We start from the raw sequence: 23,257 nt of genomic DNA, 5'->3' as shown, positions 1-23,257 counted from the left end.
AGAGGAATTTGTCATTATGTAGTATAATGTAGTTATGGATAATGTTTATTTAGAGAATTTGAATTCAAATAAAAAATTAGAGAGAGTTATTATTGTTGGCACAAATATTGGTGCCTACCCTCACAGTCTTGAGACTTCTATGAAGGAGCTTAGTGACCTTGTCTTTGCAGATGGGGCAGAGGTTGTGGGAGAAGTTACGCAAAATATTTTAAAGTTCAATCCAAAATATTTAATTGGGTCAGGTAAAGTCGACGAGATAAAGGAAATGGTTGAGCTTTTAGAAGTTGATGCCGTTGTATTTAATGATGAACTTTCTGGCATTCAAGTTAGAAACTTAGAAAAGAGAATTAAGAAGAAAGTAATTGACAGGACAAATTTAATTTTAGATATTTTTGGACTTCGTGCCACTACTTATGAGGCTAAGCTTCAAGTTGAACTTGCCATGCTTGAATATCAACTGCCTAGACTTCTTGGAATTGACGGATGGTCAAGGACTGGTGGTGGAATTGGTACTAGAGGACCAGGCGAGCAAATTATTGAAACTGACAGGAGAAGGTTAAAAAGAGAAATCGACAAGATTAAGGAAAAGCTTGAGAAGGCAAAAAAAACTAGAGACACGACGAGGACTAGAAGACTTGATTCTAACATTCCAATTGTTTCCCTTGTTGGCTACACCAACGCAGGCAAGTCCACAATCTTAAATAGATTAAAGGATGAAGACTCTGGAGAGGTCTCTGTGAGAAATATGCTCTTTGAAACACTTGACCCGTCTTCAAGAAAGGCAAGGCTCCTTTCTGGTCGCGAGTTTATAATTTCTGATACTGTTGGCTTTGTTTCAAAGCTTCCTACAAAAATCGTCGAGGCTTTTAAGTCAACTCTTGAAGAAATTAAGTATTCTGATTTAATTCTTCATGTAATTGACGCATCAAGTGAGGACTTGGAAATTCAGTACAACACCACTATGGGAATTTTAAAGGATATTGATGTCTTGGATAAAAATATAATTACAGTTTTTAACAAGGTGGACAAGATAAATATCTACGATATAAATTTACCACTAAAAGTTCTTCCAGATAAAAAAGTGTATATTTCTGCAAAGAAGGACGAGAATATGGATGAGCTTTTAAAAGTTATCGAAGACAATCTCGAGGAAAAATATTTTGATGTGAAATTAAAATTTGCCTATGATGATACAGATTTACTTTACAAATTAGTGGAAAAATTTGATGCAAAACCTCTCTATGAAGATGACGGAATTTATTTAGAACTAAGACTTGAAGAAAGGGAATACGAAAAAGTAAAGGGTTATGTTGTAAATGTATAAGACAATTTTAAAAAATGGAAAGGCTGAAATTGAAATAAAAAAATCTATTTTTATTGGAAGAGCTTTTTTCGTAAAGAGTGAAGAGGAAGCCCTTGAAATTTTAAAAAGTGTAAAGGAAGAGGAGAGGTCTGCAACTCACAACTGCCACGCTTATATAATTGGCGAAGATGGACTTACACAGAGATATTCTGACGATGGAGAGCCATCTGGCACAGCTGGAGTTCCCATGCTTGAAGTCCTAAAAAAAGAAGATATGAAAAATGTCCTCGTCATTGTCACTCGTTACTTTGGCGGCACAAAACTTGGAGCAGGCGGACTTGTTCGTGCTTATACGGATTCAGTTGTAAAGGCCCTTGACCAAGCCAGAAGAGTTGTGAGAAAAAAATTTACAAGGACAAAAATAATTTATGATTACACCTTTCACGGCGCTATAATTAATTTATTAACCAATGAAAATTTTAAAACTCTAGAAGAAAATTATACAGATAAAGTTGAGGTCACAATTGATATTGATGATGACAAAAGCATTTTAGATAAAATTAGAGATTTGACCTCTGCAAATTTTATAAAAGAAGACTTAGAAGAAATTGAACTTCCAACTATTGAAGGAAAAATTATTTATTAAAAATTTAGGAGACATTATGGATTATAAAAAAGTTACAGAAAATTTAGTAAAATGGGTAGAAGATTATGCAAAAAAAGTTGGCGCCAAGGGATTTATTTTTGGTCTATCAGGTGGAATTGATTCAGCAGTTATCGCTGCCATAGCAAAAAGAGTTTTCCCAGAAAATTCTCTTGGACTAATTATGCCCTGCGACAGCATAGATAAGGACAGAGAAGATGCCCTAAAAGTTGCCGAAGCAATAAATTTAGAGACAAAGACAATTGATCTTACAGGCACCTTTGAAGAGCTTATGAAGGCATCCTTTACATCAGAAAACAAGATGGCAAGGTCAAACATCAAGCCAAGACTTAGGATGACTACACTCTATTATTATGCCCAAGACCTTGGCTACTTAGTCCTCGGTCCATCAAATGCCAGCGAATGGTATCTTGGCTATTCAACAAAATATGGCGACTCTGGTGCAGACATCATGCCAATAGCAAATATTTTAAAGACAGATATTTTTGAAATAGCAAAGGAACTTGGACTGCCAGAATTTGTAATAAATAAAAAACCATCAGCAGGACTTTGGGTGGGACAAACTGACGAAGATGAAATGGGCTTTACTTATGAAGTTCTTGACGCCTACATCAGGGGAGAAAAAGTTCCAGAGCCTGATGTAAAAGAAAAAATCGACAGAATGCACAAAAATTCAGAGCATAAGAGAGTAATGACTCCAAAATTTGAAATCTAAAATTTATTTAAAGCTGGTTTAAATGTTAAAAGATAGGATTAAAAATTTATTTATTTTAATATTCTGTATGATAATTTTTGAAGGATTTATTTATTACAAAACGGGGAGTTTAAATCATGATGTAATAAAATATGATCTTTTTGGCATAGGAGTTTATCTAATAACTTGGCTTATTATTTATATCATTTCAAGGAGAAAGAGATAAGTTGAAAAAATACATCAAAAATGCCTCAGTCTTACTTGCTTACTTAGTCTTTGTTAGAAAAATTTTTATTTACAAGTTTGGAAGTTACGAGGATCACAAACTTATAATTGCCATAATAGTTTTTGTCTTATATATATTAACTTATTTTGTCATAGAAAAAATAAAAAATAAAAAAAGTTCTTGACAAATAATTTTCCTGTGCCTATAATACTTTCTAATAAAATAATAAATGCGAAGAAAGAGAAAAAGGTATTTAATAAGTCTTAAAGAGAGTGGGGATGGTGAGAGCCCACAGACAAGTTAGTATCATATATTCACTCTAAAGCATGAAGATTGAAAAAAAGTAGATCTTCACGGCAGTCACCGTTATCATGGACTAGAGATTGTTAGATCTTTAATGAGGAAATATTTATATTTCGAACTTAGGTGGTACAGCGAATCCTTCGCCCTATATGGGTGGAGGATTTTTTTATTATTTTAAATAATTTTTTTGGAGGACAAAAATGAAAAATTTAAAGAAAATGGTAAAAGTTATAAGTATTGGTGCCCTTGCACTTTCACTTGTTGGATGTGCAGGCGATAAGAAAGCAGAAAAAGAAGATGGAAAAATAAAAATTGGCGCCATTCAGTATATTGAACACGTGTCCCTTGACAATGCCCTAAAGGGTTTTGAGGATAGGTTAAAGGAAGAAGGCATTGAGGCAGAAGTTGAAGTGGAAAATTTGCAAGGCGACCAAGCTTTAACTACTACTGGGCCAAAAAAATTTGAAGGCGATGACTACAAATTAGTTTACGCTATTTCTACTCCAGCTGCACAGGGAGCAAAGACTGCTCTTCCAAATAAATATATTGTCTATTCAGCAGTTACAGATCCAGTGGAAGCAGGGCTAATTGAAGGACCAGATAAAATTACAAACATAACAGGAGTTAATGATGCAGTTTCTGCCAAGGCTCAAATTGAATCCTTCTTAAAAATTTATCCTAATGTAAAAACTATAGGAACAATTTTCTCAACTAATGAAGCTAATTCAAAGGTACAAGTGGAAGCTTTAGAGAAGGCTTGTGACGAGCTTGGACTTAAACTTGAAACTGTTGGAATAAATAATATCAATGACATTGGTCAAGCTCTTTCAACTTTAACAGGAAAGATTGACGCTTACTATGCCCTAACTGATAACACAGTTGCATCAGCTGGTCCAATAGTTGCTGAAAATTTATTAAAAGAAAAAATCCCATCTCTTTCAGCAGAAGAAGGACAAGTTTCTAAGGGACTACTCATGAGCGAAGGCGTTGACTACTACGAACATGGAAGACAAGCAGCTGATCTTGCCATAAAAATTTTAAAGGGCGAAGACATTAAAAATATTCACGCAGAAGACAACAAGGCTTCAAAGAAAAAGGTAAATGGAAAAACTGCAGAGGCTCTTGGACTTGACTTAAACAACGAAAATTTAAAGGATGCTGAAATTTTAAAATAATTTAAATGAATTTCATTCAATAAAACTAAATAAAAAATTTTTTGGGAAAAATAAAAAAAGGCTTGACTTTGTTCTGCTACTAGAATATAATCATTTTAATTTAATAAAAGCGTTGAAAGAGAAAAAAGAATTTTTGATGATTTAAGAGAGTTGCCGTCTGGTGCGAGGCAATACACAAAAATTTAACATACACTCTAAAGCTTATTTGTTGAAATTAGTAGGCAAGTACGGAAGCCACCGTTAACTGAGGCTAGAGGTTGTTAGACCTTAAAGTGAGGTAATCTTTTTAGATTATAAAATCGGGTGGTACCGCGAAGTCAGTCTTTCGTCCCAATGTGGATGAAAGGCTTTTTTTTATTTTATGGAGGTTTTTTATGAAATTTAGAAAGTTGTTTGTTTTACTTATTATGTCCCTTGTCCTTGTAGCTTGTGGCAAAAGTGGAAATAGTGAAAATGTGAAAGAAGAAACTGCTAAGGAAACTAGCAGTGCAAAAAAAATTGGTGTCATTCAAATTGCAGACCACATTGCTCTTGAAAGAGCAAGACAAGGTTTTGAAGATGAAATAAAAAAGACTAACCCAGATGTTGAAATTATTTCAAAAAATGCCAATGGAGATTTGACAGTTGTACCATCAATTATTAAATCTTTTCAAGATAAAAAAGTTGATTTGATTTATGCAATTGCAACACCAGCTGCACAAGGTGCAAAAAATGGCGAAAAGGAAGTTCCAATTATTTTTAACGCAGTAACTGATCCTGAAAGTGCTGATCTTGTTAAAAATTTGGAAGAACCTGAAGGAAATATTACAGGCGTTAGCGATTATTTTTCAATCTCTGCACAACTTGAAGAAATGATAAGTATTTTCCCAGATGTTAAAAATGTTGGCGTTATGTTTTCTACAAACGAAGCCAATTCAAAATTCCAAGTAGAAGAACTTAAAAAAGCAGCTGCAGGTTTTGGATTAAATGTAGTTGAAGTTGGAGTAAATAATATTAATGACGTGTCAACTGCAATAAAGACAATAGAGCCAAAGATTGACATCTTTATGGCGATTACAGATAACACAGTTTCATCTGCCTCAACAATAATAGCAGAATCTTTAAAGGAAGCAAAAATTCCTTCCTTTGCATCAGAAGAAGGACCTGTAGAAAATGGAATACTATTTAGTGCAGGTGTTGACTATGTAGATCTTGGAAAGAAAGCAGCAGGCATGGCAAGTGAAATTCTTGGCGGCAAAAAAGTTTCTGAACTTCCAGTAGTATTTTCAACTGACACAAGAAAAGTTGTAAACAAAAAAACTGCTGAGGCCCTTGGACTAAGTAATGAAGATAATTTAATGAAAGACGCAAAGGTCGTTGAATAAAAAATTGTAATAAATTTTAGGAGGAAGAAAGTTGAATTCAGTAATAATGGAATCCATTGTCATGGGACTTATATTTTCCATATTGACAATAGGAGTAGTAATAACATTTAAAATTTTAGATTTTCCAGATATGTCTGTGGAAGGCACCTTTCCACTGGGAGCTTTTGCCTTTGCAAAGATGCTAACTCTTGGTATGAATCCACTACTTGCAATGTTAGTTTCACTTATTGCAGGTGGTCTTGGTGGATATATAACTTATATTTTATTTAGAAAATTTAAAATTCAGGCAATACTTGCAGGGATTTTGACTATGACATTTTTATATTCAGTTAATTTGAGAATTACTGGCACGCCAAATGTTACCTTCTTTGATTATAAAACTGTTTTTCAACTTTTTGAAAGCCTGCCAAAAATTGTAATTTTAATTGTCATGACCCTAATAATAAAAATTATTTTAGATTGGTTTTTAAAAACAGAAAAAGGATATTTACTTTTGGCAACTGGCGACAATGAAACTCTAGTAAAAGCTCTTGGCAAAAATCCAGACAAGTATATTGCTATAGGTCTTATAATTTCAAATGCATTGGCAGCCTTGGCAGGAGCCTTAATGGCACAGTCAAATGGATACGCTGACATTACTATGGGTCAAGCCATAATCGTATCTGCTCTTGCATCAGTTATTATAGGCGATGCCTTTTTAAAGAACGCAAACTTTTTAAATAGAACTACAAGAGCAATAATAGGAGCAATAATTTATAGAATCATCTACGGCATAGCTCTTTACCTTGGACTTGCTCCAAGTGATTTAAAGGGAATAACTGCAATAATAGTTGTATTCTTTATAGTTTATAATAATGTCTCCTCCAAGGGACTATCTGTATTAAAGGGAAAGAGGGAAGAAAATGCTACAAATTAAAGATATATCAAAAACTTTTTACAAGGGAATGGAAGAAGAAAATCAAGTATTTAATAACTTTTCCCTTGATATTGAAGAAAATAAGTGCGTTGCAATTTTAGGACCAAATGGATGTGGCAAGTCTACATTATTTAATATGATTTCTGGATCACTTAACCCAGATAAGGGAGAAATTCTCTTAGACCATGTAGACATTGCAAAATTATCTGAAGACAAGAGGGCAATTGACATTGGAAAGGTAAACCAAGACCCTTCAAAGGGAGTTTGCCAAAGCCTAAATATTTTAGAAAACATGTCTATGGCTTTTAAAAAGGGACATAAATTTACCTTCAAAAAATTAATCGACAAGGCTAACAATGAAAAAATAATTGAAAAACTAAAGAGCCTTGACCTTGGACTTGAAAATAAATTAAAGACACAAGTAAAATTTTTATCAGGTGGACAAAGACAATCACTATCTCTTTTAATGGCGACAGTAAAAAAACCAAAAATACTTTTACTTGACGAACATACAGCAGCCCTTGACCCAAAGACATCAAAGCTAATTATGGATAAGACCAATGACCTTATAAAAAAAGAAAAAATAACAACCCTTATGATCACACACAACTTGAAAAACGCCATAGAATATTCTGACAGAATAATAATGCTAAATAAGGGAAAAGTTGTCTTAGACATCCTTCCAAATGAAGTTACAGAAGAAGAATTAAATAGAATTTACAACGAAAAAATCGAAGAGACAAGTAACTTAGAATCACAAAAGATTGAAGAAATAGAAAATATGAAACAAGTAGAAAAAATTGCATAAACCTCATAAAATAATTGCATGGAAAAAAGTCCTACCTTTTGTCGGGTAGGACTTTTTCCTTAATATAAAATTTTATTTTAGTGTGAGAGTGAATTCGTCGCCAATTGCTTGTTCTCCAACAGGCAGTTTCTCATCATAGCTGTGGACAGTCACTCTGTATAATTGGCATTTTAGTGTTTTAATTTCATTTAAAAGTTCATCAGCAGAGACCTTGCTAGTGACTGGTGAAAAATATAGGGAGGAAGTATTTTTTTCTCCTTCAAGAGTTTCAAAATAAACAAATCTGTCCTTGGAATCTCTTGCTTTTATTGAATAAATATAGCCGTTTTCGGTGTCAGGATAGGTCAATAGGATTTTTTGTGAAGCTGGACTTGTAGTAAAGCTTTCTATTACAATGTTATTAGTATCTGGAATGGTAAAGTCCCTTACTATAAGATTTTTCTTCATTTTCATTTGTGACATATCTATATTTGTTGAGAGAGTAATTTTTTTCTTGTTCCCTAAAAATTCATCAAAGGAAAATTCTAAATTAACTATGCCTTCTTTTGGCAATGAGTCTTCTAAAACATATTTAAGAGAATTAACATTTATTTTTTTATCTTCAGGTAAGGTATAAGCAGAGCCACTAGAACTAAAAATTCTATTTTCCTTGCCATTAACCTTAAGTTCAGTTAAAGCAACTTCTCCAGAAGGCATTTTTTCTGAGTCATTTAGGCTCAAAATAACTGTGTATAAATTGTTATCTTCAATAATAAATTTATCTAGAATATATTTTTTTCCATTTATTTCAAAAGCTTCATTTAAATCTACGCTGTATTTATCAACTTCTCTTGAAAGACCCATGGCATTAGATAAAGTAATTTTAAGGGTACTTGCTAATTCTCTAGTCTTAGCAAAGACATAGCCCTTTGATGTGTAGTTTGATATGCCAAAAACTAAAATAAGTGATGCTGCAATAGCAAGAATTTTTTTATTTAACTTATTCTTTTTATTTTTTATCCTTAATGATTTAACAGTTTTATTGAGATTTTCTCTTTCAAAATCATTAAGAGGAACTTCTTCATAATCTATTTTCATGTCGTTTAATTCATCATAAATATTATTTTTCATAAAAACTTTCCCTCCATTTTTTTAATAAATTTCTTCCTCTGCTAACTTTTTTATAGGCATTTGCTGTGGAAATATTTTGCTTTGATGCTGCTTCTTTATAGGAGAGCCCCTGGATAAAAATATTTTCAAAAAGTTTTTTATCTTCATCATTTAAAAGTGAAAGGATTTCTTCTACTTCTAGATTTGAAGATAAATCTGAATCGACAATTTTTGAATTTTCATCTAGTCTAAGGCTTTCAAATTTAAATTCTTTTCTAAGAATATCTATGGCTCTGTATTTTGCAACAAGGGCACACCAATTTTTAAAAGTAGACCTACTTGAATCAAAGTAATCAATATTTTGCCATATACTTAAAAGGGCGTCATTCATGGCTTCTTCCCAAAGGTTTGGATATTTCCAAAGTGTTTTTGAAATAACTCCCTTTAATATTTTTCCGTAATCTTCAATAAATATGTAGAGGGCATTTTCATCTTTCTTTTTTAGCCTTTCTATCAAGTCTTTATTATCCATATTTCCTCCTTCACTAATATATTCGTGATAGAGATAATAATTCTGACAAATTTTTAAAATTAAAATTTATGAAAAATAATTTTGAGCATAAAAAAACTACTTTGGCTTAACCAAAATAGTTTTCTAAAATTAATATTTAAGTTCTTTATTTGAATAGATTGTGTAAGTCAATACTATCATTAGTATAAAGATAACTAAGTTTGCAATTAATGAAACTAAGTTTAGGTTTGCACTAACAAAGCTGTAAGGTCTAAAGGCTTCGTTAGGGAAGTAAGAAACAACCATGCCAAAGACATCGCCCATAACTTTCCCAACAATTGTAAGTAGTACAATTAAGAATACAAATAGGGCAGCTACTGCATCTTGGTGTAGTGAAGATTTTGACATTGATGAGAAGAAGTAGCCAATGGACATAAACACAAGACCAGAGCCAAGAAGTCCAACGAAAACTTTTATTACTGCTTCAAAAATTTCAAAGCTTGTTATATCAGCTGCACCTTCTGCGCCAATCCCTATTGAAGAAATTCCAAGGACGAGTCCAACTGTTGCAAGTGCCATTATTATTAAGAATAAAATGTAAGTTAATAAGTTGGCAGCAATTTTTCCTGTCACAATTTCTGATTTTGAAATTGGGTTTGAATAAATGTATTCAATGTTGCCTGAACTTTGTTCCTTTGCAAGGGAATTTGCTCCAAGTTGCATTGCAAATACAAAAATTAAAACTGCAAGGTAATGGTAAACAAGGGCAATGTAGTCGCCAATATTTACTATATCCATGCCTTCATAAATACCTAAAATATTTCTAGTTGGCTCATTAAAACTTTCCATTACGGAATTAAATAATGAGTTCATTTGTGATTCTGCAAGGAAAGGATAAAAGGCAAGCATAAGTCCAAGTAAAATTATTAGGACGATTGCCCAAGATATCATCTTTGCAAAATTTGATTTGAATTCCATATTAAATATCATCTTTATCCTCCTTTAGCTTTGTCTCTTCTGTTGCATTAAAGACGCCTTCATCAGAGGTATTAAAAATAATTGTATCCTTATTTGTTTCAGTTTCCATAGTGTTGAAAGTATTGTCAAGGACAATAGTTTCATTTGGTGTATCATTTTCTTTTATTTCATTACTTATTTCACTAGAAGGATTTTCTTCTTTACCAATAACTACTTCCTTGTATTCGTCATCTACAAAAAGATTTGTCTTAGTGTTGTGAATTATATCTTTTTCAGAATTTTCTAAATTAACAGATTGAGCTTCAGGGAAGTTATTTCCTGCTTCATTGATTTTTACTGTGCTTTCAGTAACATCATTAATTTCAGAAGTTTCAAGACCATTTTCAGAAATTTTTTCTGTAGGACTTTCTACTACTTCGGTCTTTATTGATTCAACTTTTTTCCTAGGAAGTTTTGCATTTTCTCCCTTGTAATAAGCATTGACCTTGTCAGATAATTTTGCGTCTTCAAGTACATAATTTTCAAGAGCCTCTTCGTAGATTACCTTTGAAAGCTCAGGCAAAGCTCCATCAAAGTAGAGGATGGTTTCATCTTCTTCGTCTTTAATAATTCTTGCGCCAATAGATGTAAAGTAATTCAAATTTCCTCTGTAAGAGTCAATTTTCAAAACTTTATCTCCTGCTGCCTTTACATTGTTGTATTCAGTGTCTTGAATTTTTCCATCAGACAAGTAGGCAATTCGTGAAGAATATTTTTTTGCCTGTCTAAGAGAGTCGGATAAAAGTAAAACTGTTAAGCCTTCACTCTCATTTAATTTTTTCACATGAGAAAAGAGTCTATCTATATCTTTTTCTTCTAAGAATTTAGCAGGAGAGTCTAAAATTAAAAGTCTTGGCTTAATAACAAGAGCGTTAATAATAGCTAATAACTTTCTTTCCCTATCTCTTAAATCGCAAATTCTTAGATTTGAATTAAATTCAAAATAATCACAAAGGACATCAATGTCTTCTGTGTTAGACAAACCATGTGTGCTAAGTGTCTTCTTTAATAAAGCATAAGATTTTATCTTTGAATCGAAAATCATATCTTCAGAAACGAAGGACACAGTTTCTTTTATTTCCTTTGATTCTTTAAATGAATCCATATCATAAACCCTAATAGATCCTCTACCAGGTTTTAAGTATCCCATAATAATTCTTGCAAGAGTTGTCTTTCCGGAGCTTTCTGTTCCAAGAAGAGAGAAAAATTCGCCATCTAAAATTTCTAAATTTAAATTTGATAAGACTTTTTCCTTGCCCTTGCCTTTTGTCAGGTCATTTATGACGATGGCACTCATACTATTCACCTCTTTAATAATTGATAAACTCATTATACAATAAAAAATAAGTAAATAAAAGTTAAGACTAGGCTTTTATCTTTTATTTGCATCAAATACTTGTATAGAAATTTTTAATTTTGAAAAATTTTTAGAAGAAGTCTTAATGAAAAGTCTTTTTATATTTAAAAATTCTTATAAAGAAAGCTATTAGGAAAGGCAAAGAATGAAAATTAAATGACCATTATCTTTTCTTGTGATATAATTTTATTCTGAATGGAGGTTTTCTAATGAAACTTGGAATCGTGGGACTTCCCAATGTAGGTAAGTCAACTTTATTTAATGCCCTAACAAGTGCTGGTGCTGAAGCTGCAAATTATCCTTTTGCAACTATTGAGCCAAATGTTGGGGTTGTAAATGTACCTGATGAACGATTAGACGTGCTTGCAAAATTGAGTAAGTCAGAAAAAATTGTTCACACTAATATAGAATTTTATGACATAGCTGGTCTTGTTAAGGGTGCCAGCAAGGGCGAAGGACTTGGAAATCAATTTTTAGCAAATATTCGTGAAGTTGATGCCATTGTCCATGTAGTAAGATGCTTTGATGATGAGAATATTATTCATGTTGATGGGTCTATTGATCCTCTTCGAGATATAGAAAATATAAATTTGGAATTAATCTTCTCTGACCTTGAACAAATTGAAAATAGGTATGGAAAAGTTGCAAAAAAAGCAAGGGCAGAAAAATCTCTTGCTAAGGAAAAAGAGCTTTTAGAAAAAATAAAAAATGCCTTAGAAGAGGGAAGAGCTGCAAGAGAACTTGAGCTTGATGACGAAGAAGAAAAGATCATAAAAAATTATTCTCTTTTAAGTGCAAAGCCAGTGATCTATGTCTGCAATGTGTCTGAAGATGAATTAAAAAGAGAAGACAATGAATATGTAAAAAAAGTAAGAGAATATGCAGAAAAATCTGGCGACGAAGTTGTTGTCATCTCTGCAGAAATCGAAGCAGAAATTGCATCTCTTGATGAAGACGAAAAAGAGCTTTTCCTTGAAGAACTTGGTCTTGATTCATCTGGTCTCGACAAATTAATTAAATCTTCTTACAAACTTCTTGGACTAATTTCTTTCTTGACAACTGGCGAAATGGAAACTAGAGCTTGGACTATTAAAAAGGGCTCAAAGGCTCCAACAGCTGCAGGAAAAATCCACACTGATATGGAAAGAGGCTTTATTAAAGCTGATACAGTTAGCTACAAGGACTTAGTTGAATCAGGTTCAGTTGCTGTGGCAAGAGAAAAGGGACTAATAAGAAGTGAAGGAAAGGATTATGTCGTTGAAGATGGCGATGTAATTGTATTTAAGTTTAATGTATAGGTGATTTATGATTAAAATGGTTTCTATGGATTTAGATGAAACTCTATTGACTACTGATAAAGTAATTACAAAGAGTTTTGAATCCTTTGTACAAAAACTAAAATCAAATAATATTATCCCAGTAGTGGCTACGGGAAGAGAATACTATTCTGCTCATAAATTTGTGGGAAATAATGTAGACATAGATTTAATTTGCAACAATGGAAATGTAATTAGAGATAATTTAAGTGGCAAAGTCAAATATGTTAATCCAATTAAGGATGAAGATTTGAAAAAAGTAATGGCCTTTGATGACAATGACAATATTTACACTTCTCTTCATATACAAAGAGATGATGGCATTGACCTTGTCTATAAGAAAAAGAATTTCTCAAACTTAGAGGGTACTTATGTTGATGCCTTTAGAGGAAGAAATTTGGGACTTGATAATTTCGACAACTTAGAGGGCAATCCTCTTTCTATTGTTTTTGCCGGAAGTCATGACGATTTAGTTCATCTAAGAAATAGAATGAGAGATAAAATTTCTGACAGATTTAATTTTCACATCATGAAAATTAAAAGAGAGCCAAAGTGGATGCTGGAAGTTTTGCAAAAATCTGGCGACAAATTTTATGGAGTAAAAAAATACGCAGAAATTAGGAATGTGGATTTAAAAGATGTTGCCGCAATTGGGGATGACTCCAATGATGTTATGTTAATAGAAAATGTTGGACTTGGCATTGCCATGAAAAATGGTGTTGAAAGGCTAAGAGAAGTTGCAAGTGTCATATCTGATTATGATAACAACAATAATGGCGCAGTAAAAATTTTAGACAAGGTTTTGTTTGGTGATTAAATGAATATTAACTGGTATCCAGGTCACATGAAAAAGACCATTGAGGACATAGAGAAAAAATTAAAGCTAGTTGATTTTGTAATTGAAATAATTGACTCTCGCATTCCTTATTCAAGTAGGAATCCTCTCTTTAATGACCTTTTAAAAAATAAAAAGAGACTTTTGATATTTAATAAGTCAGATTTATCGAATCCAAAATTAAATGAAGAGTGGATGGAAAAGATTACTGACGAAAATAACTTTGCCATTTCCTACAATGCAATGAAGCCAAATGTAAATTTAGTTGTAAAAAAATCTGAAGAGCTCATGGCAGAAGAGATAAAAAAATATGAGGACAAGGGTCTAAAAAAAGGTCCACTTCGAGCGATGATTGTGGGCATACCAAATTCTGGCAAGTCAACCTTTATAAATTCAATTTCTGGCACAAAGTCTGCAAAGACTGGCAATAGACCAGGAGTAACAAAGACTAATCAGTGGATAAAAATTCACTCAAAACTTCATCTCTTAGACACACCAGGAGTTTTGTGGCCAAAGTTCCAAGAAAAAGTTGGATTAAATCTTGCCTTTACTGGTGCAATTAAAGATGAGATTATGGATAGAGAGACTCTAGCCCTAAAATTAATTGAAAAATTAAAAAATATTGCTCCATCTTCCCTTGAAGAAAGATATAGACTTTCTGACATTGAAGCTATGTCAGGTATTGAAATTATGGATGAAATAGGCAAAAACAGAGGGGCACTTATGCGCGGCGGTTTTATAGATTATGAAAAAGTTTCTGGAATAATTTTAGACGAATTTAGAAAAGGGACTCTTGGAAGAATAACTTTGGAGGAGCCAAATGAGTTTTTATAATTTTGAAAATGAATATTACGAAAAGGGATATAAATTTATTTGTGGCATAGACGAAGTTGGAAGAGGTTGTCTCTTTGGCGATGTAGTTTCCTGCGCAATTATTATGCCAAAGGATGAGTATATCGACGGAGTAAATGATTCAAAGAAACTTAGTCCCAAAAAGAGAGAAGAACTCTACACAAAAATTTTGGAAAGTTCTATTGCCGTTGGCATTGGCAGGGCAAACCCAGATATAATTGATAAAGTTAACATTAAAATGGCTACTCACATTTCCATGATAAATGCACTTGAAAATTTACGTGATAAGGAAGGCAAAAAAATTATTACAGACTGTGTATTAATAGATGCGGAGACAATTGAAACTGGGATTTTTCAAAAAGCAATTATTAAGGGCGACGAGTCATGCTACTCTATAGCCTGTGCCTCAATAATTGCAAAAGTTTATAGAGATAATCTTTGCAATAAGTGGGCAGAAAAATATCCAAATTATGGCATTGAAAAGCACAAGGGTTATGCCACGAAGTATCACAGGGAAGCTTTAAAGACTTATGGGCCAACAGAAATGCACAGAAAATCATTTTTGAAGAATATAAAATTATGGTAGGACACAATTTATTTTTTGGAAATCGTGGGGAGGACATTGCCACAAAATTTTTGGAGAAGAAGGGCTACATTATATTAGAAAGAAATTATAGAGCTCTTGGAACAGAGATAGATATTATTGCAAGAGATAAGGACGAGCTTGTTTTTGTAGAAGTTAAGTCGCGTAACTCTAGAAAATATGGAGACGCCTATGAAGCTGTCACTGAATTTAAAATGCAAAACATTATTCAAACGGCAACAGCCTATATTATGGAGAAAAATCTTTTTGATATAATGGTGCGTTTTGATATAATTGAAATTTATTTTAAGGAAAAGGAAATCAATCACATAGAATCGGCATTTATGCTTTCATAAACTAGGTTAAGCCTAGTTTTTTTATTGCAATAAATATTTGATTATTAAATAACTTGTGTTATTATAGTTAATAGAAAAAACATAGTAATTTTGTATGAATTATTTTTTATAAATGGAGGAAGTATGACAGAGTTATTGAGAATAGAAAATTTAAGTGCAGGCGTAGAAGATAAAGAGATTTTAAAAAATATTAATTTAAAGATTAATTACGGCGAAGTTCACGTAATTATGGGACCAAATGGTTCAGGTAAATCTACACTTGCCAATGTAATAATGGACAATCCTGTTTATAATGTTACAAGTGGAAAAATATTTTTAGATGGAGAAGATATAAGTGAACTTTCAACTGATAAGAGAGCTAACAAGGGACTTTTTATGTCTTTCCAAACTCCAGAAGAAGTGCCAGGAATTTCTGTAGAAAATTTTATTAGAACAGCAAAATCTTTAAAGGAAGATAAGAATATTTCTATTTTAAAATTCAAAAAGGAAATTCAAAAGGAAATGGAAGAGTTAAAGATGGACTCCTCCTACGCAGAAAGATACTTAAATGTTGGTTTTTCTGGTGGAGAAAAAAAGAAAAATGAAATTCTTCAAATGCTTATGTTAAATCCAAAACTTGCCATTCTTGATGAAACAGATTCAGGACTTGATGTTGATGCAACAAGAATTGTTTCCAGTGGAATTGAGAAGTTTTTAAATAAAGACAATGCAGTTTTGATTATCACTCACCACAAAGAGTTAATAGATAACATTAAACCTGACTTTGTCCATGTAGTTTTAGACGGACAAATTGTAAAAGAAGGAGACGCTTCTCTAATAGATAAAATCGAAAAAGAAGGATTTAATTGGATAAGAGAAGAGGTGAAATAATTGACTAAGACAGAAAAAACTTATGTAGAAGACATGGACCGTGGCGTCTATGATATTAAAAATAAATTCACTTTTAGATCAAAAACTGAAAAGGGACTTACAGAAGAAATTGTAAGACAAATTTCTAAGGAGAAAGACGAACCAGAATGGATGCTTGAAAGCAGACTAAAGGCTCTAAAGATTTTTAATGAAAAGAAAAATCCAGAGTGGGGGCCAGATGTTTCTGAAGTGGACATGGATAAAATCACAACTTACATCAGACCTGATGCAGATATGTCTGACGATTGGAAAAATGTTCCTGATGAAATAAGAGATACCTTTGATAAGCTTGGTATACCTGAGGCAGAAAAAGAATCAATGCTTTCTGGTGTTGGAGCACAATATGACTCTGAAGTTGTATATCACAACATTCAAAAATATTTGTCTGACCAAGGAGTAATCTATACTGACTTTGAAAGTGGACTTAAAAAATATCCAGAAATTGTAAAAAAATATTTTAGTAAATGTATTACACCAAATCTTCACAAGTATGCTGCTCTTCACTATGCAGTTTGGTCTGGTGGGTCTTTTGTCTATGTGCCAAAGGGAGTAAATGTAGATATTCCTCTACAATCTTACTTTAGACTTAACGCCCCAGGTGCAGGTCAATTTGAACACACACTTATTATTGTAGAAGAGGGTGCTTATTGTCACTTCATCGAAGGCTGCTCTGCTCCAAAGTACAATGTAATAAACTTGCACGCAGGTGCAGTTGAACTTTTTGTTGGCGAAAATGCAACTCTTAGATATTCGACAATTGAAAATTGGTCAAGAAATATGTACAACTTAAATACAAAGAGAGCCATTGTAGAAAAAAATGGAAAAATCGAATGGGTTTCAGGTTCCTTTGGCTCAAAGGTTTCTATGCTTTACCCTGCATCAATTTTAGTTGGAGAAAATGCATCCAGTGAGTTTACTGGAATTTCATTTGCAGGCGAAGGACAAAATCTTGATACAGGTGCACAAGTTGTTCATGCAGCACCACACACTAAGTCAACTATAAACACTAAGTCAATTTCAAAGTCTGGTGGAATTGCAATTTATAGAGGCCTTGTTGAAATAAAAGAAAATGCTGTTGGTTCAAAGAACTCTACATCATGTGAATCCTTGATGCTTGATAGTAAGTCTAGGTCAGATACAATTCCTACAATAAAAATTGAAAATAATGATATTGACATTGGACACGAAGCAAAAATTGGAAGAATTTCTGACTCAGTAATATTTTATTTGATGTCAAGGGGAATATCTGAACAAGAAGCAAAGGAAATGGTTGTAAGAGGATTTGCAGAGCCGATTGCAAAGGAACTTCCTATGGAATATGCAGTTGAAATGAATAACCTTATTAACCTTGAACTTGTTGGAGCAATTGGGTAGGTGAAAGATGAATATAATTGGAAATGAAATTGCCTTTAAGACTTATAGTTTTTTAAAGGTAAATGAAACTGAAATAAAAATTCCTGAAATTAAGGGAAAATTATATAGAGAAATGGGAGAAAAAAATCCTACAGAAATTTCTGGATTTGAAAAAATAAAATATGGAATTTCAGAAGATGCACTAGAATTAAATAGAAAATTTTTGAATTATTATAATTCTTATGCTACAAAGGAAAATGAAGAAAAAGAAGATTATAAATTATTTGAATTAGATGATGATTATTCTGAACTCTTCGACCTTCATCACATTCTTGCAGAAAAAAATTCAAAATTAAAGGTAGTTCTTGATTACACATCTTGTGGTCAAGACGAAAAATTTAGAAATTCTGTAATAAAAGTTCTTGCAAAGGAAAATTCTGAAGTAGAAGTTTTTGTCATTGCAAGAGATGATGACAAGTCCCTTGTCCTTGAATCTATTGGCATTTATACAGAAGATGGCGCAAAGGTAACTCTTCATCAATATGAACTTGGCGCAGCAAAACTTTACACAAATTATAAATGTGAGCTGATTGGAGTAAAATCTTCATCAATAGTAGATTCAATTTATTTTGGACAAAAGGACGAATATCTAAACATGAACTACGACATGATTCATAGAGGAAAGAAGACTGAATCAGATATTTTAGTAAATGGTGCCTTAAAGGATAAAGCCTTTAAAAACTTTAAGTCAAACTTACAATTTATAGAAGGTGCAAAGGGAGCTGTTGGTTCAGAAGAAGAGTATTCAATATTGCTTGATGACACAGTTCATTCTGTTTCAGTTCCTCTAATGCTTGCTCACGAAGATGATGTAGTTGGTAATCACGCATCAAGTGCGGGAAAGCTTGACATGGAACAAATTTTTTATCTCATGAGTAGAGGAATTAGCCACGAAGAAGCTGAAGCCTTAATAGTTGAATCAAAATTTTCTCGTGCAATTGATGCTCTTTCTGATGAAAAATTGAAAGAAGAAGTTTGGACTTCAGTTAGAAAAATTATAAAGAGAGGGAATTAATATGTTTACCAAAAATGAAATTGAAGATATTAGAAAAGAGTTTCCCTTTTTAAAATTAAAAGCAAATGGCAAGGACATTGTCTATTTTGACAATGGGGCAACGACACAAAAGCCTCGTGAAATTATAGAAAATATAAAGAATTTTTATGAAAATGAAAATGGAAACCCTCACAGGGGAGCTCACTATCTTGCCATGAAGTCCACTGAAGTTTATGAAAATGCAAGACAAAAAGTGGCAGACTTCGTGGGAGCAAAAAAGGCATCAGAAATTGTATTTTTGAGAAATGCAACGGAAGCCCTAAATTTAGTTGCCTATTCCTATGGACTTAACAATTTAAGCCAAGACGACGAAATTTTAATTTCAATAATGGAGCACCACTCAAACTTAGTTACTTGGCAAGAAGTTGCTAAAAAAACTGGTGCAAAATTAAAATATTTATACATTGATGATGATAAGCAAATTCCTTTTTCTGAAATAGAAGAAAAAGTTACTGAAAAGACAAAAATTTTATCAATCACTGGAGCGTCTAATGTAGTTGGAACAAATCCTGACATTGAAAAAATTGTGAAATACGCAAGAGAGCATTCTCATGCAAAAATTATTTTAGACGGCGCACAACTTGTGCCTCACAGAAAAGTAAATGTCAGCCAGCTTGATGTGGACTTTTTAGCATTTTCAGGTCACAAAATGTATTCTGCTCTAGGAATTGGCGTCCTTTATGGAAAAGAAAATTTATTAAACCAAATAGAACCCTTCCTAGCAGGTGGCGACATGATTGAATATGTCTACGAGGATCATACAACTTTCTTAGATGCACCACAAAGGTTTGAAGCAGGAACGGCAAATGTTGAAGGTGCAGTAAACCTTGCAGCAGCCATTGATTTTATAAATAAATATGGCATGGAAAAAATCGACGAGTACGAAAGATATTTGACTGACTATTGTTATGACAAATTAAAAAAATTAGATTATCTTGAAGTTTACACAACAAGTAACAAAAACAGAGCACCAGTAATATCTTTTAACTTTAAAGAAGCTCATCCTCACGATGTTGCATCAATCCTTGACACTTTTGGCATTGCCATAAGATCAGGTCATCACTGTGCCCAACCACTTCACAGATTTTTGGGTTCAAACTTCTCATGTAGGGCAAGTTTTGCCATTTATAACACAGTGGAAGAAATTGATTATTTCGTAGAACATCTTGAAGATGTAAGGAGGATTTTAGGAATTGAATCTTGATAATATTTACACAGAATTAATTTTGGAGCACTCAAGAAATAAACACAATAGACATGAACTAGAGGACTACACTCATAAGGAACTTGGTCATAATCCAAGTTGCGGCGATGAAATAACTCTTGAATTAAAGGTAGAAGATGGAATAATAAAGGACATCTCCTACATGGGACACGGCTGTGCAATTTCACAAGCTTCAACATCTATAATGTGTGACAATGTAAAGGGAATAAAAGTTGAAGATGCTATTGAAAGGGCAAAAAAATTTATTGGAATGGTTAAGGGAGAGGTCACTGACCCAGATGAACTAGAAGACCTTGATGATGCTATTGCCTTTGAATCTATTAGGACCCTTCCTGCTAGAGTAAAGTGTGCAGTCCTATCATGGTACACATTAAAGGATATGTTAGAAAATAATAAAGAAGAAGGCTCTTTTATTCCATCATAAGAGGTGATTAAATGAAACTTTCTACAAAAGGCCGTTATGGTTTAATGGCGATGTATAATTTAAAAGAAAATATGGGCAAGGGCCCTATTGCACTAAAGGATATTGCAAAAGAGGAAAATTTATCTGAATCTTATTTGGAACAACTCTTCACTATGTTACGCAAAGCTGACCTTGTGAAATCCATAAGAGGAGCAGGTGGCGGCTATGTATTGTCGAGAGATCCAAAGGAGATTGCAATAGGAGAAATAATAAATGCCCTTGAAGGCGATATGTCTCTTTCTTGTTGTGACCTTGGCAAAAATTCCAATTGTGGCAAGCTAAAGGACTGTGCAACTAGAGATATTTTATCAAAACTTCAAGGAAAAATTGAAGATGTAATGGAGTCCATGACTCTGGCAGACATGTGAGGTATTTATGATTTACATGGACAATGCTGCCACAACAAAAGTAACAGAGAATGTTTTTAATGCCATGCTCCCATATTTGAGAGAAAATTATGGGAATGCATCGGCAATTTATTCTCTGGGTCAAAAATCTAGGGCGGCAATTGAAAATTCAAGAATAAAAATTGCAGAAATTTTAAAAACTAAGCCAAGTGAAATTTATTTTACATCCTCTGGCTCTGAGTCAGATAACTGGGTTATAAAAGAATCATTGAATCCAAGGGAAAAAAATCATATAATATCATCAAAGATAGAACATCCAGCTATTTTAAATTCACTTAAAGCAGTAAAAAAATGGGGAGCAGACTATTCTCTACTTTCAGTTGATGAAGAAGGCTTTGTAATTTTAGATGAATTAAGTGAAAAGATTAAGGGAAATACAAAATTAATTTCCATTATGTTTGCAAATAATGAAATAGGTACTATTGAGCCAATAGAAGAAATTTCAAAAATTGCGAGAGATAAAAATATTTTACTGCACACAGATGCAGTGCAAGCTATGGGAAATGTCAAATTTAATCTAAAGGATTTAGACCTAGATATGCTTTCTCTATCTGGTCACAAACTTGGTGCTCCCAAGGGGATTGGAATTTTATACATCAAAGATGGCACAGAAATTTCTCCATTTATAAATGGCGGAGAACAAGAGAGGGGCATGAGAGCCTCAACAGAAAATGTGGCGTCCATAGTAGGTCTTGCAAAGGCAATAGAAGATGCCTATAAAGACATTGATGAAAATATAAGTTACACAAGTGATTTGAGAGATTATACTATTGAAAAACTTTTAAACATTGATGGAATTATTTTAAATGGTCCAAGAGAAAAGAGACTTCCTGGAAATATTAATATCACACTAAGGGACACTAAGCCACAAACCATGGTGCAGTATCTTGATATGTATGATATATGCACATCTTCTGGATCTGCTTGTGCAGCAGGAAGCATAAATCCATCTCATGTACTTAGGGCAATTGGAAGAAGCGAAGAGGATTCACTTTCAATGCTTAGGCTTTCACTAAATCACAACAACACAAAGGATGAATGTGATTATGTAGTGGAAAAAATAAGTCAAGGGATGAAAAAGTTCAAGAACAGGTGATAATATGTTGGGGCAAATTTCAGGTAATGCTGCTAGATTTATGGTTTATGCTCTTGTCATACTATCTATCCTTCTAATATTTTTGGCGATTTACTATCTAATAAATATTGGAAATAGATATATAGAAGGCAAAAAGAGAATAAACATAGACTTGCATTTCATTACAAAAATATTTTTAGGGATTTTAATTCTCTATTTAATAACAATAATTTTTAATAAATTTCCAATTTTAGGCTATACTATTTCGTCGGCTATTATTGCAATTATTTTTGCTTACATAATAGATCCCATAGTAAATTATTTGGAAAGAAAGGGAGTTAAGAGACCCTTTGGTGTAATAATTGTTTATATTACAGCTCTTTTAATTTTTGGAATTTTAATAGTTTCTGTTATTCCAAAGACCATTAATGAAATTTCAAATTTACTTACTAGTCTGCCTGCAATGATTGATACACTTACAAGAAATGCAAATAATTTTTTGACAGAAATTTTTGCAAAGTTTAACATTGAACTTCCAGAGAACTTTATAGATATTTATAAGGAGTCAAACCCAAAGGTAGAGGGAAATGTTGAAACACCACAGATTGTGTCAAATATATTAAATTCAATGACAAAGACTTTAACTGACTTAGTGGCAAAAGTTCAAGGTTCACTAATGAGTTCTATATCTGGAGTTTTTTCAAAGGTTTATGGAGCTGTGACATCTGCCTTTAGACTTGTTTTAATAATTATTTTTTCTTTTTACTTCTCAGTTGATAAAGAAAAATTTACGCATAAAGTAAAAAAAGCTATTCCAAATAAATATAGAGATGATATTTCATTTTTGTCAAATAGAATTGATATAGCTCTCCAACAATTTATTAGGGGAAGAATGCTAATGGCAATATTCGTAGGAATAATTACAATGATATATCTACTTATTTTGAGAGTAGATTTTGCAATTATTATTGGACTTATAACTTGCGTGGCAGATATTATTCCTTTTGTGGGACCTTTCTTAGGATGTGTGCCAGCTGTTTTGTTTGCCTTTATGGATTCGCCAGTAAAAGCCTTTTGGGTTTTAGTTCTTTTCATATTAGTTCAATGGGTTGAAAATAATATTTTAGCACCAAAACTAATTGGAGACAGTACAGGACTAAATCCACTATTAATTTTAATTTCAATAATTATTGGTGGAGGTATTTTTGGTGTTTGGGGAATGGTAATTTCTGTTCCAATTACATCAATTATCTTTATACTAATTGATTTTGCAAAAATAAAATACAATGACAAATATAGCTCTAATTGACAATCATATTCTTTATAATTATAATATTTATAG

General features: G+C 32.6%; 26 protein-coding genes and 2 other annotated features. Of the genes, 22 read left to right on the top strand and 4 right to left on the bottom strand.

Annotated elements, in window-relative coordinates:
* The first annotated feature begins 34 nt into the window (after positions 1 to 34).
* The 9 genes from hflX (at position 35) to PTSHG_RS04560 (ending at position 7,453) form a co-directional block, all read left to right on the top strand.
* Positions 35 to 1,324, top strand: coding sequence for a GTPase HflX (gene hflX, locus PTSHG_RS04600; RefSeq protein WP_019107716.1), 1,290 nt, complete (start codon positions 35 to 37; stop codon positions 1,322 to 1,324).
* Positions 1,317 to 1,949 (top strand): YigZ family protein, encoded by a 633-nt coding sequence (locus PTSHG_RS04595; RefSeq protein WP_019107715.1) that lies wholly within the window; start codon positions 1,317 to 1,319, stop codon positions 1,947 to 1,949. Before hflX ends, PTSHG_RS04595 begins: the two co-directional genes overlap by 8 nt.
* Before the next feature lie 16 nt (positions 1,950 to 1,965).
* The gene (nadE, locus tag PTSHG_RS04590) at positions 1,966 to 2,682 is read left to right on the top strand and encodes an NAD(+) synthase (protein WP_019107714.1); all 717 of its coding nucleotides are present in this window, start codon (positions 1,966 to 1,968) and stop codon (positions 2,680 to 2,682) included.
* Positions 2,683 to 2,704: 22 nt separating this feature from the next.
* On the top strand, positions 2,705 to 2,887 hold the full coding sequence (locus tag PTSHG_RS04585; RefSeq protein ID WP_019107713.1) for a hypothetical protein: 183 nt from the start codon (positions 2,705 to 2,707) through the stop codon (positions 2,885 to 2,887).
* Position 2,888: 1 nt separating this feature from the next.
* Complete coding sequence (locus tag PTSHG_RS04580; protein WP_019107712.1) at positions 2,889 to 3,071, top strand: hypothetical protein; 183 nt, start codon at positions 2,889 to 2,891, stop codon at positions 3,069 to 3,071.
* Positions 3,072 to 3,112: 41 nt separating this feature from the next.
* Positions 3,113 to 3,341, top strand: a binding site (T-box leader).
* Between the two features lie 49 nt (positions 3,342 to 3,390).
* Positions 3,391 to 4,365 carry an ABC transporter substrate-binding protein gene (locus PTSHG_RS04575; protein ID WP_019107711.1) on the top strand — a complete coding sequence of 325 codons (975 nt, stop codon included), beginning with the start codon at positions 3,391 to 3,393 and terminating at the stop codon, positions 4,363 to 4,365.
* A gap of 103 nt (positions 4,366 to 4,468) precedes the next feature.
* Positions 4,469 to 4,701 (top strand) — a binding site (T-box leader).
* A 38-nt stretch (positions 4,702 to 4,739) separates the two neighbouring features.
* Positions 4,740 to 5,729, top strand: coding sequence for an ABC transporter substrate-binding protein (locus PTSHG_RS04570; protein WP_019107710.1), 990 nt, complete (start codon positions 4,740 to 4,742; stop codon positions 5,727 to 5,729).
* A 31-nt stretch (positions 5,730 to 5,760) separates the two neighbouring features.
* Positions 5,761 to 6,645: an ABC transporter permease gene (locus PTSHG_RS04565; protein WP_019107709.1), complete on the top strand. Its 885-nt coding sequence runs from the start codon at positions 5,761 to 5,763 to the stop codon at positions 6,643 to 6,645.
* Positions 6,632 to 7,453 carry an ABC transporter ATP-binding protein gene (locus PTSHG_RS04560; RefSeq protein WP_019107708.1) on the top strand — a complete coding sequence of 274 codons (822 nt, stop codon included), beginning with the start codon at positions 6,632 to 6,634 and terminating at the stop codon, positions 7,451 to 7,453. Before PTSHG_RS04565 ends, PTSHG_RS04560 begins: the two co-directional genes overlap by 14 nt.
* Before the next feature lie 72 nt (positions 7,454 to 7,525).
* Here the strand turns inward: PTSHG_RS04560 and PTSHG_RS04555 are convergent, their stop codons facing one another.
* The 4 genes from PTSHG_RS04555 to PTSHG_RS04540 all read right to left on the bottom strand — a co-directional run bounded on the left by PTSHG_RS04555 (position 7,526) and on the right by PTSHG_RS04540 (position 11,367).
* Positions 7,526 to 8,563, bottom strand: coding sequence for a hypothetical protein (locus PTSHG_RS04555; protein WP_019107707.1), 1,038 nt, complete (start codon positions 8,561 to 8,563; stop codon positions 7,526 to 7,528).
* On the bottom strand, positions 8,553 to 9,074 hold the full coding sequence (locus tag PTSHG_RS04550; protein WP_019107706.1) for a sigma-70 family RNA polymerase sigma factor: 522 nt from the start codon (positions 9,072 to 9,074) through the stop codon (positions 8,553 to 8,555). The genes PTSHG_RS04555 and PTSHG_RS04550 overlap by 11 nt, the downstream gene beginning before the upstream one ends.
* Before the next feature lie 129 nt (positions 9,075 to 9,203).
* A complete protein-coding gene (locus PTSHG_RS04545; protein WP_019107705.1) occupies positions 9,204 to 10,043 on the bottom strand; it encodes an ABC transporter permease subunit in 840 nt (279 codons plus the stop codon).
* Positions 10,033 to 11,367, bottom strand: coding sequence for an ATP-binding cassette domain-containing protein (locus PTSHG_RS04540; protein ID WP_019107704.1), 1,335 nt, complete (start codon positions 11,365 to 11,367; stop codon positions 10,033 to 10,035). The genes PTSHG_RS04545 and PTSHG_RS04540 overlap by 11 nt, the downstream gene beginning before the upstream one ends.
* Positions 11,368 to 11,636: 269 nt before the next feature.
* On the opposite strand from PTSHG_RS04540, the gene ychF reads away from it, so the two are divergent.
* From ychF to PTSHG_RS04475, 13 genes are all read left to right on the top strand, one after another.
* Positions 11,637 to 12,725 carry a redox-regulated ATPase YchF gene (gene ychF / locus PTSHG_RS04535; RefSeq protein WP_019107703.1) on the top strand — a complete coding sequence of 363 codons (1,089 nt, stop codon included), beginning with the start codon at positions 11,637 to 11,639 and terminating at the stop codon, positions 12,723 to 12,725.
* A gap of 7 nt (positions 12,726 to 12,732) precedes the next feature.
* Complete coding sequence (locus tag PTSHG_RS04530; protein ID WP_019107702.1) at positions 12,733 to 13,560, top strand: HAD-IIB family hydrolase; 828 nt, start codon at positions 12,733 to 12,735, stop codon at positions 13,558 to 13,560.
* Positions 13,561 to 14,412 (top strand): ribosome biogenesis GTPase YlqF, encoded by an 852-nt coding sequence (gene ylqF / locus PTSHG_RS04525; protein ID WP_019107701.1) that lies wholly within the window; start codon positions 13,561 to 13,563, stop codon positions 14,410 to 14,412.
* A complete protein-coding gene (locus tag PTSHG_RS04520) occupies positions 14,399 to 15,016 on the top strand; it encodes a ribonuclease HII (RefSeq protein WP_019107700.1) in 618 nt (205 codons plus the stop codon). The genes ylqF and PTSHG_RS04520 overlap by 14 nt, the downstream gene beginning before the upstream one ends.
* On the top strand, positions 15,010 to 15,369 hold the full coding sequence (locus tag PTSHG_RS04515; protein WP_019107699.1) for a YraN family protein: 360 nt from the start codon (positions 15,010 to 15,012) through the stop codon (positions 15,367 to 15,369). The genes PTSHG_RS04520 and PTSHG_RS04515 overlap by 7 nt, the downstream gene beginning before the upstream one ends.
* 123 nt (positions 15,370 to 15,492) lie before the next feature.
* Complete coding sequence (gene sufC, locus PTSHG_RS04510) at positions 15,493 to 16,239, top strand: Fe-S cluster assembly ATPase SufC (protein WP_019107698.1); 747 nt, start codon at positions 15,493 to 15,495, stop codon at positions 16,237 to 16,239.
* Positions 16,240 to 17,652 carry a Fe-S cluster assembly protein SufB gene (gene sufB, locus PTSHG_RS04505; protein ID WP_019107697.1) on the top strand — a complete coding sequence of 471 codons (1,413 nt, stop codon included), beginning with the start codon at positions 16,240 to 16,242 and terminating at the stop codon, positions 17,650 to 17,652. It begins immediately after the preceding gene.
* A 7-nt stretch (positions 17,653 to 17,659) separates the two neighbouring features.
* Positions 17,660 to 18,706, top strand: coding sequence for a SufB/SufD family protein (locus PTSHG_RS04500; protein ID WP_019107696.1), 1,047 nt, complete (start codon positions 17,660 to 17,662; stop codon positions 18,704 to 18,706).
* 1 nt (position 18,707) lies between these two features.
* Complete coding sequence (locus PTSHG_RS04495) at positions 18,708 to 19,949, top strand: aminotransferase class V-fold PLP-dependent enzyme (protein WP_019107695.1); 1,242 nt, start codon at positions 18,708 to 18,710, stop codon at positions 19,947 to 19,949.
* On the top strand, positions 19,939 to 20,394 hold the full coding sequence (gene sufU / locus PTSHG_RS04490; protein ID WP_019107694.1) for a Fe-S cluster assembly sulfur transfer protein SufU: 456 nt from the start codon (positions 19,939 to 19,941) through the stop codon (positions 20,392 to 20,394). The genes PTSHG_RS04495 and sufU overlap by 11 nt, the downstream gene beginning before the upstream one ends.
* A gap of 11 nt (positions 20,395 to 20,405) precedes the next feature.
* Entirely contained in the window at positions 20,406 to 20,801 is a 396-nt protein-coding gene (locus PTSHG_RS04485) for an RrF2 family transcriptional regulator (RefSeq protein WP_019107693.1), read from the top strand.
* A 7-nt stretch (positions 20,802 to 20,808) separates the two neighbouring features.
* Positions 20,809 to 21,936: a cysteine desulfurase family protein gene (locus PTSHG_RS04480; protein ID WP_019107692.1), complete on the top strand. Its 1,128-nt coding sequence runs from the start codon at positions 20,809 to 20,811 to the stop codon at positions 21,934 to 21,936.
* Positions 21,937 to 21,940: 4 nt separating this feature from the next.
* Positions 21,941 to 23,224 (top strand): AI-2E family transporter, encoded by a 1,284-nt coding sequence (locus tag PTSHG_RS04475; protein WP_019107691.1) that lies wholly within the window; start codon positions 21,941 to 21,943, stop codon positions 23,222 to 23,224.
* Positions 23,225 to 23,257 lie beyond the last annotated feature (33 nt).

The sequence above is a fragment of the Peptoniphilus senegalensis JC140 genome (genome assembly GCF_000321025.1).
GTDB classification, from domain to species: domain Bacteria; phylum Bacillota; class Clostridia; order Tissierellales; family Peptoniphilaceae; genus Peptoniphilus_A; species Peptoniphilus_A senegalensis.
Note: the sequence above shows the minus strand (reverse complement) of the source record. Positions and strands in the feature narration are given on the sequence as shown.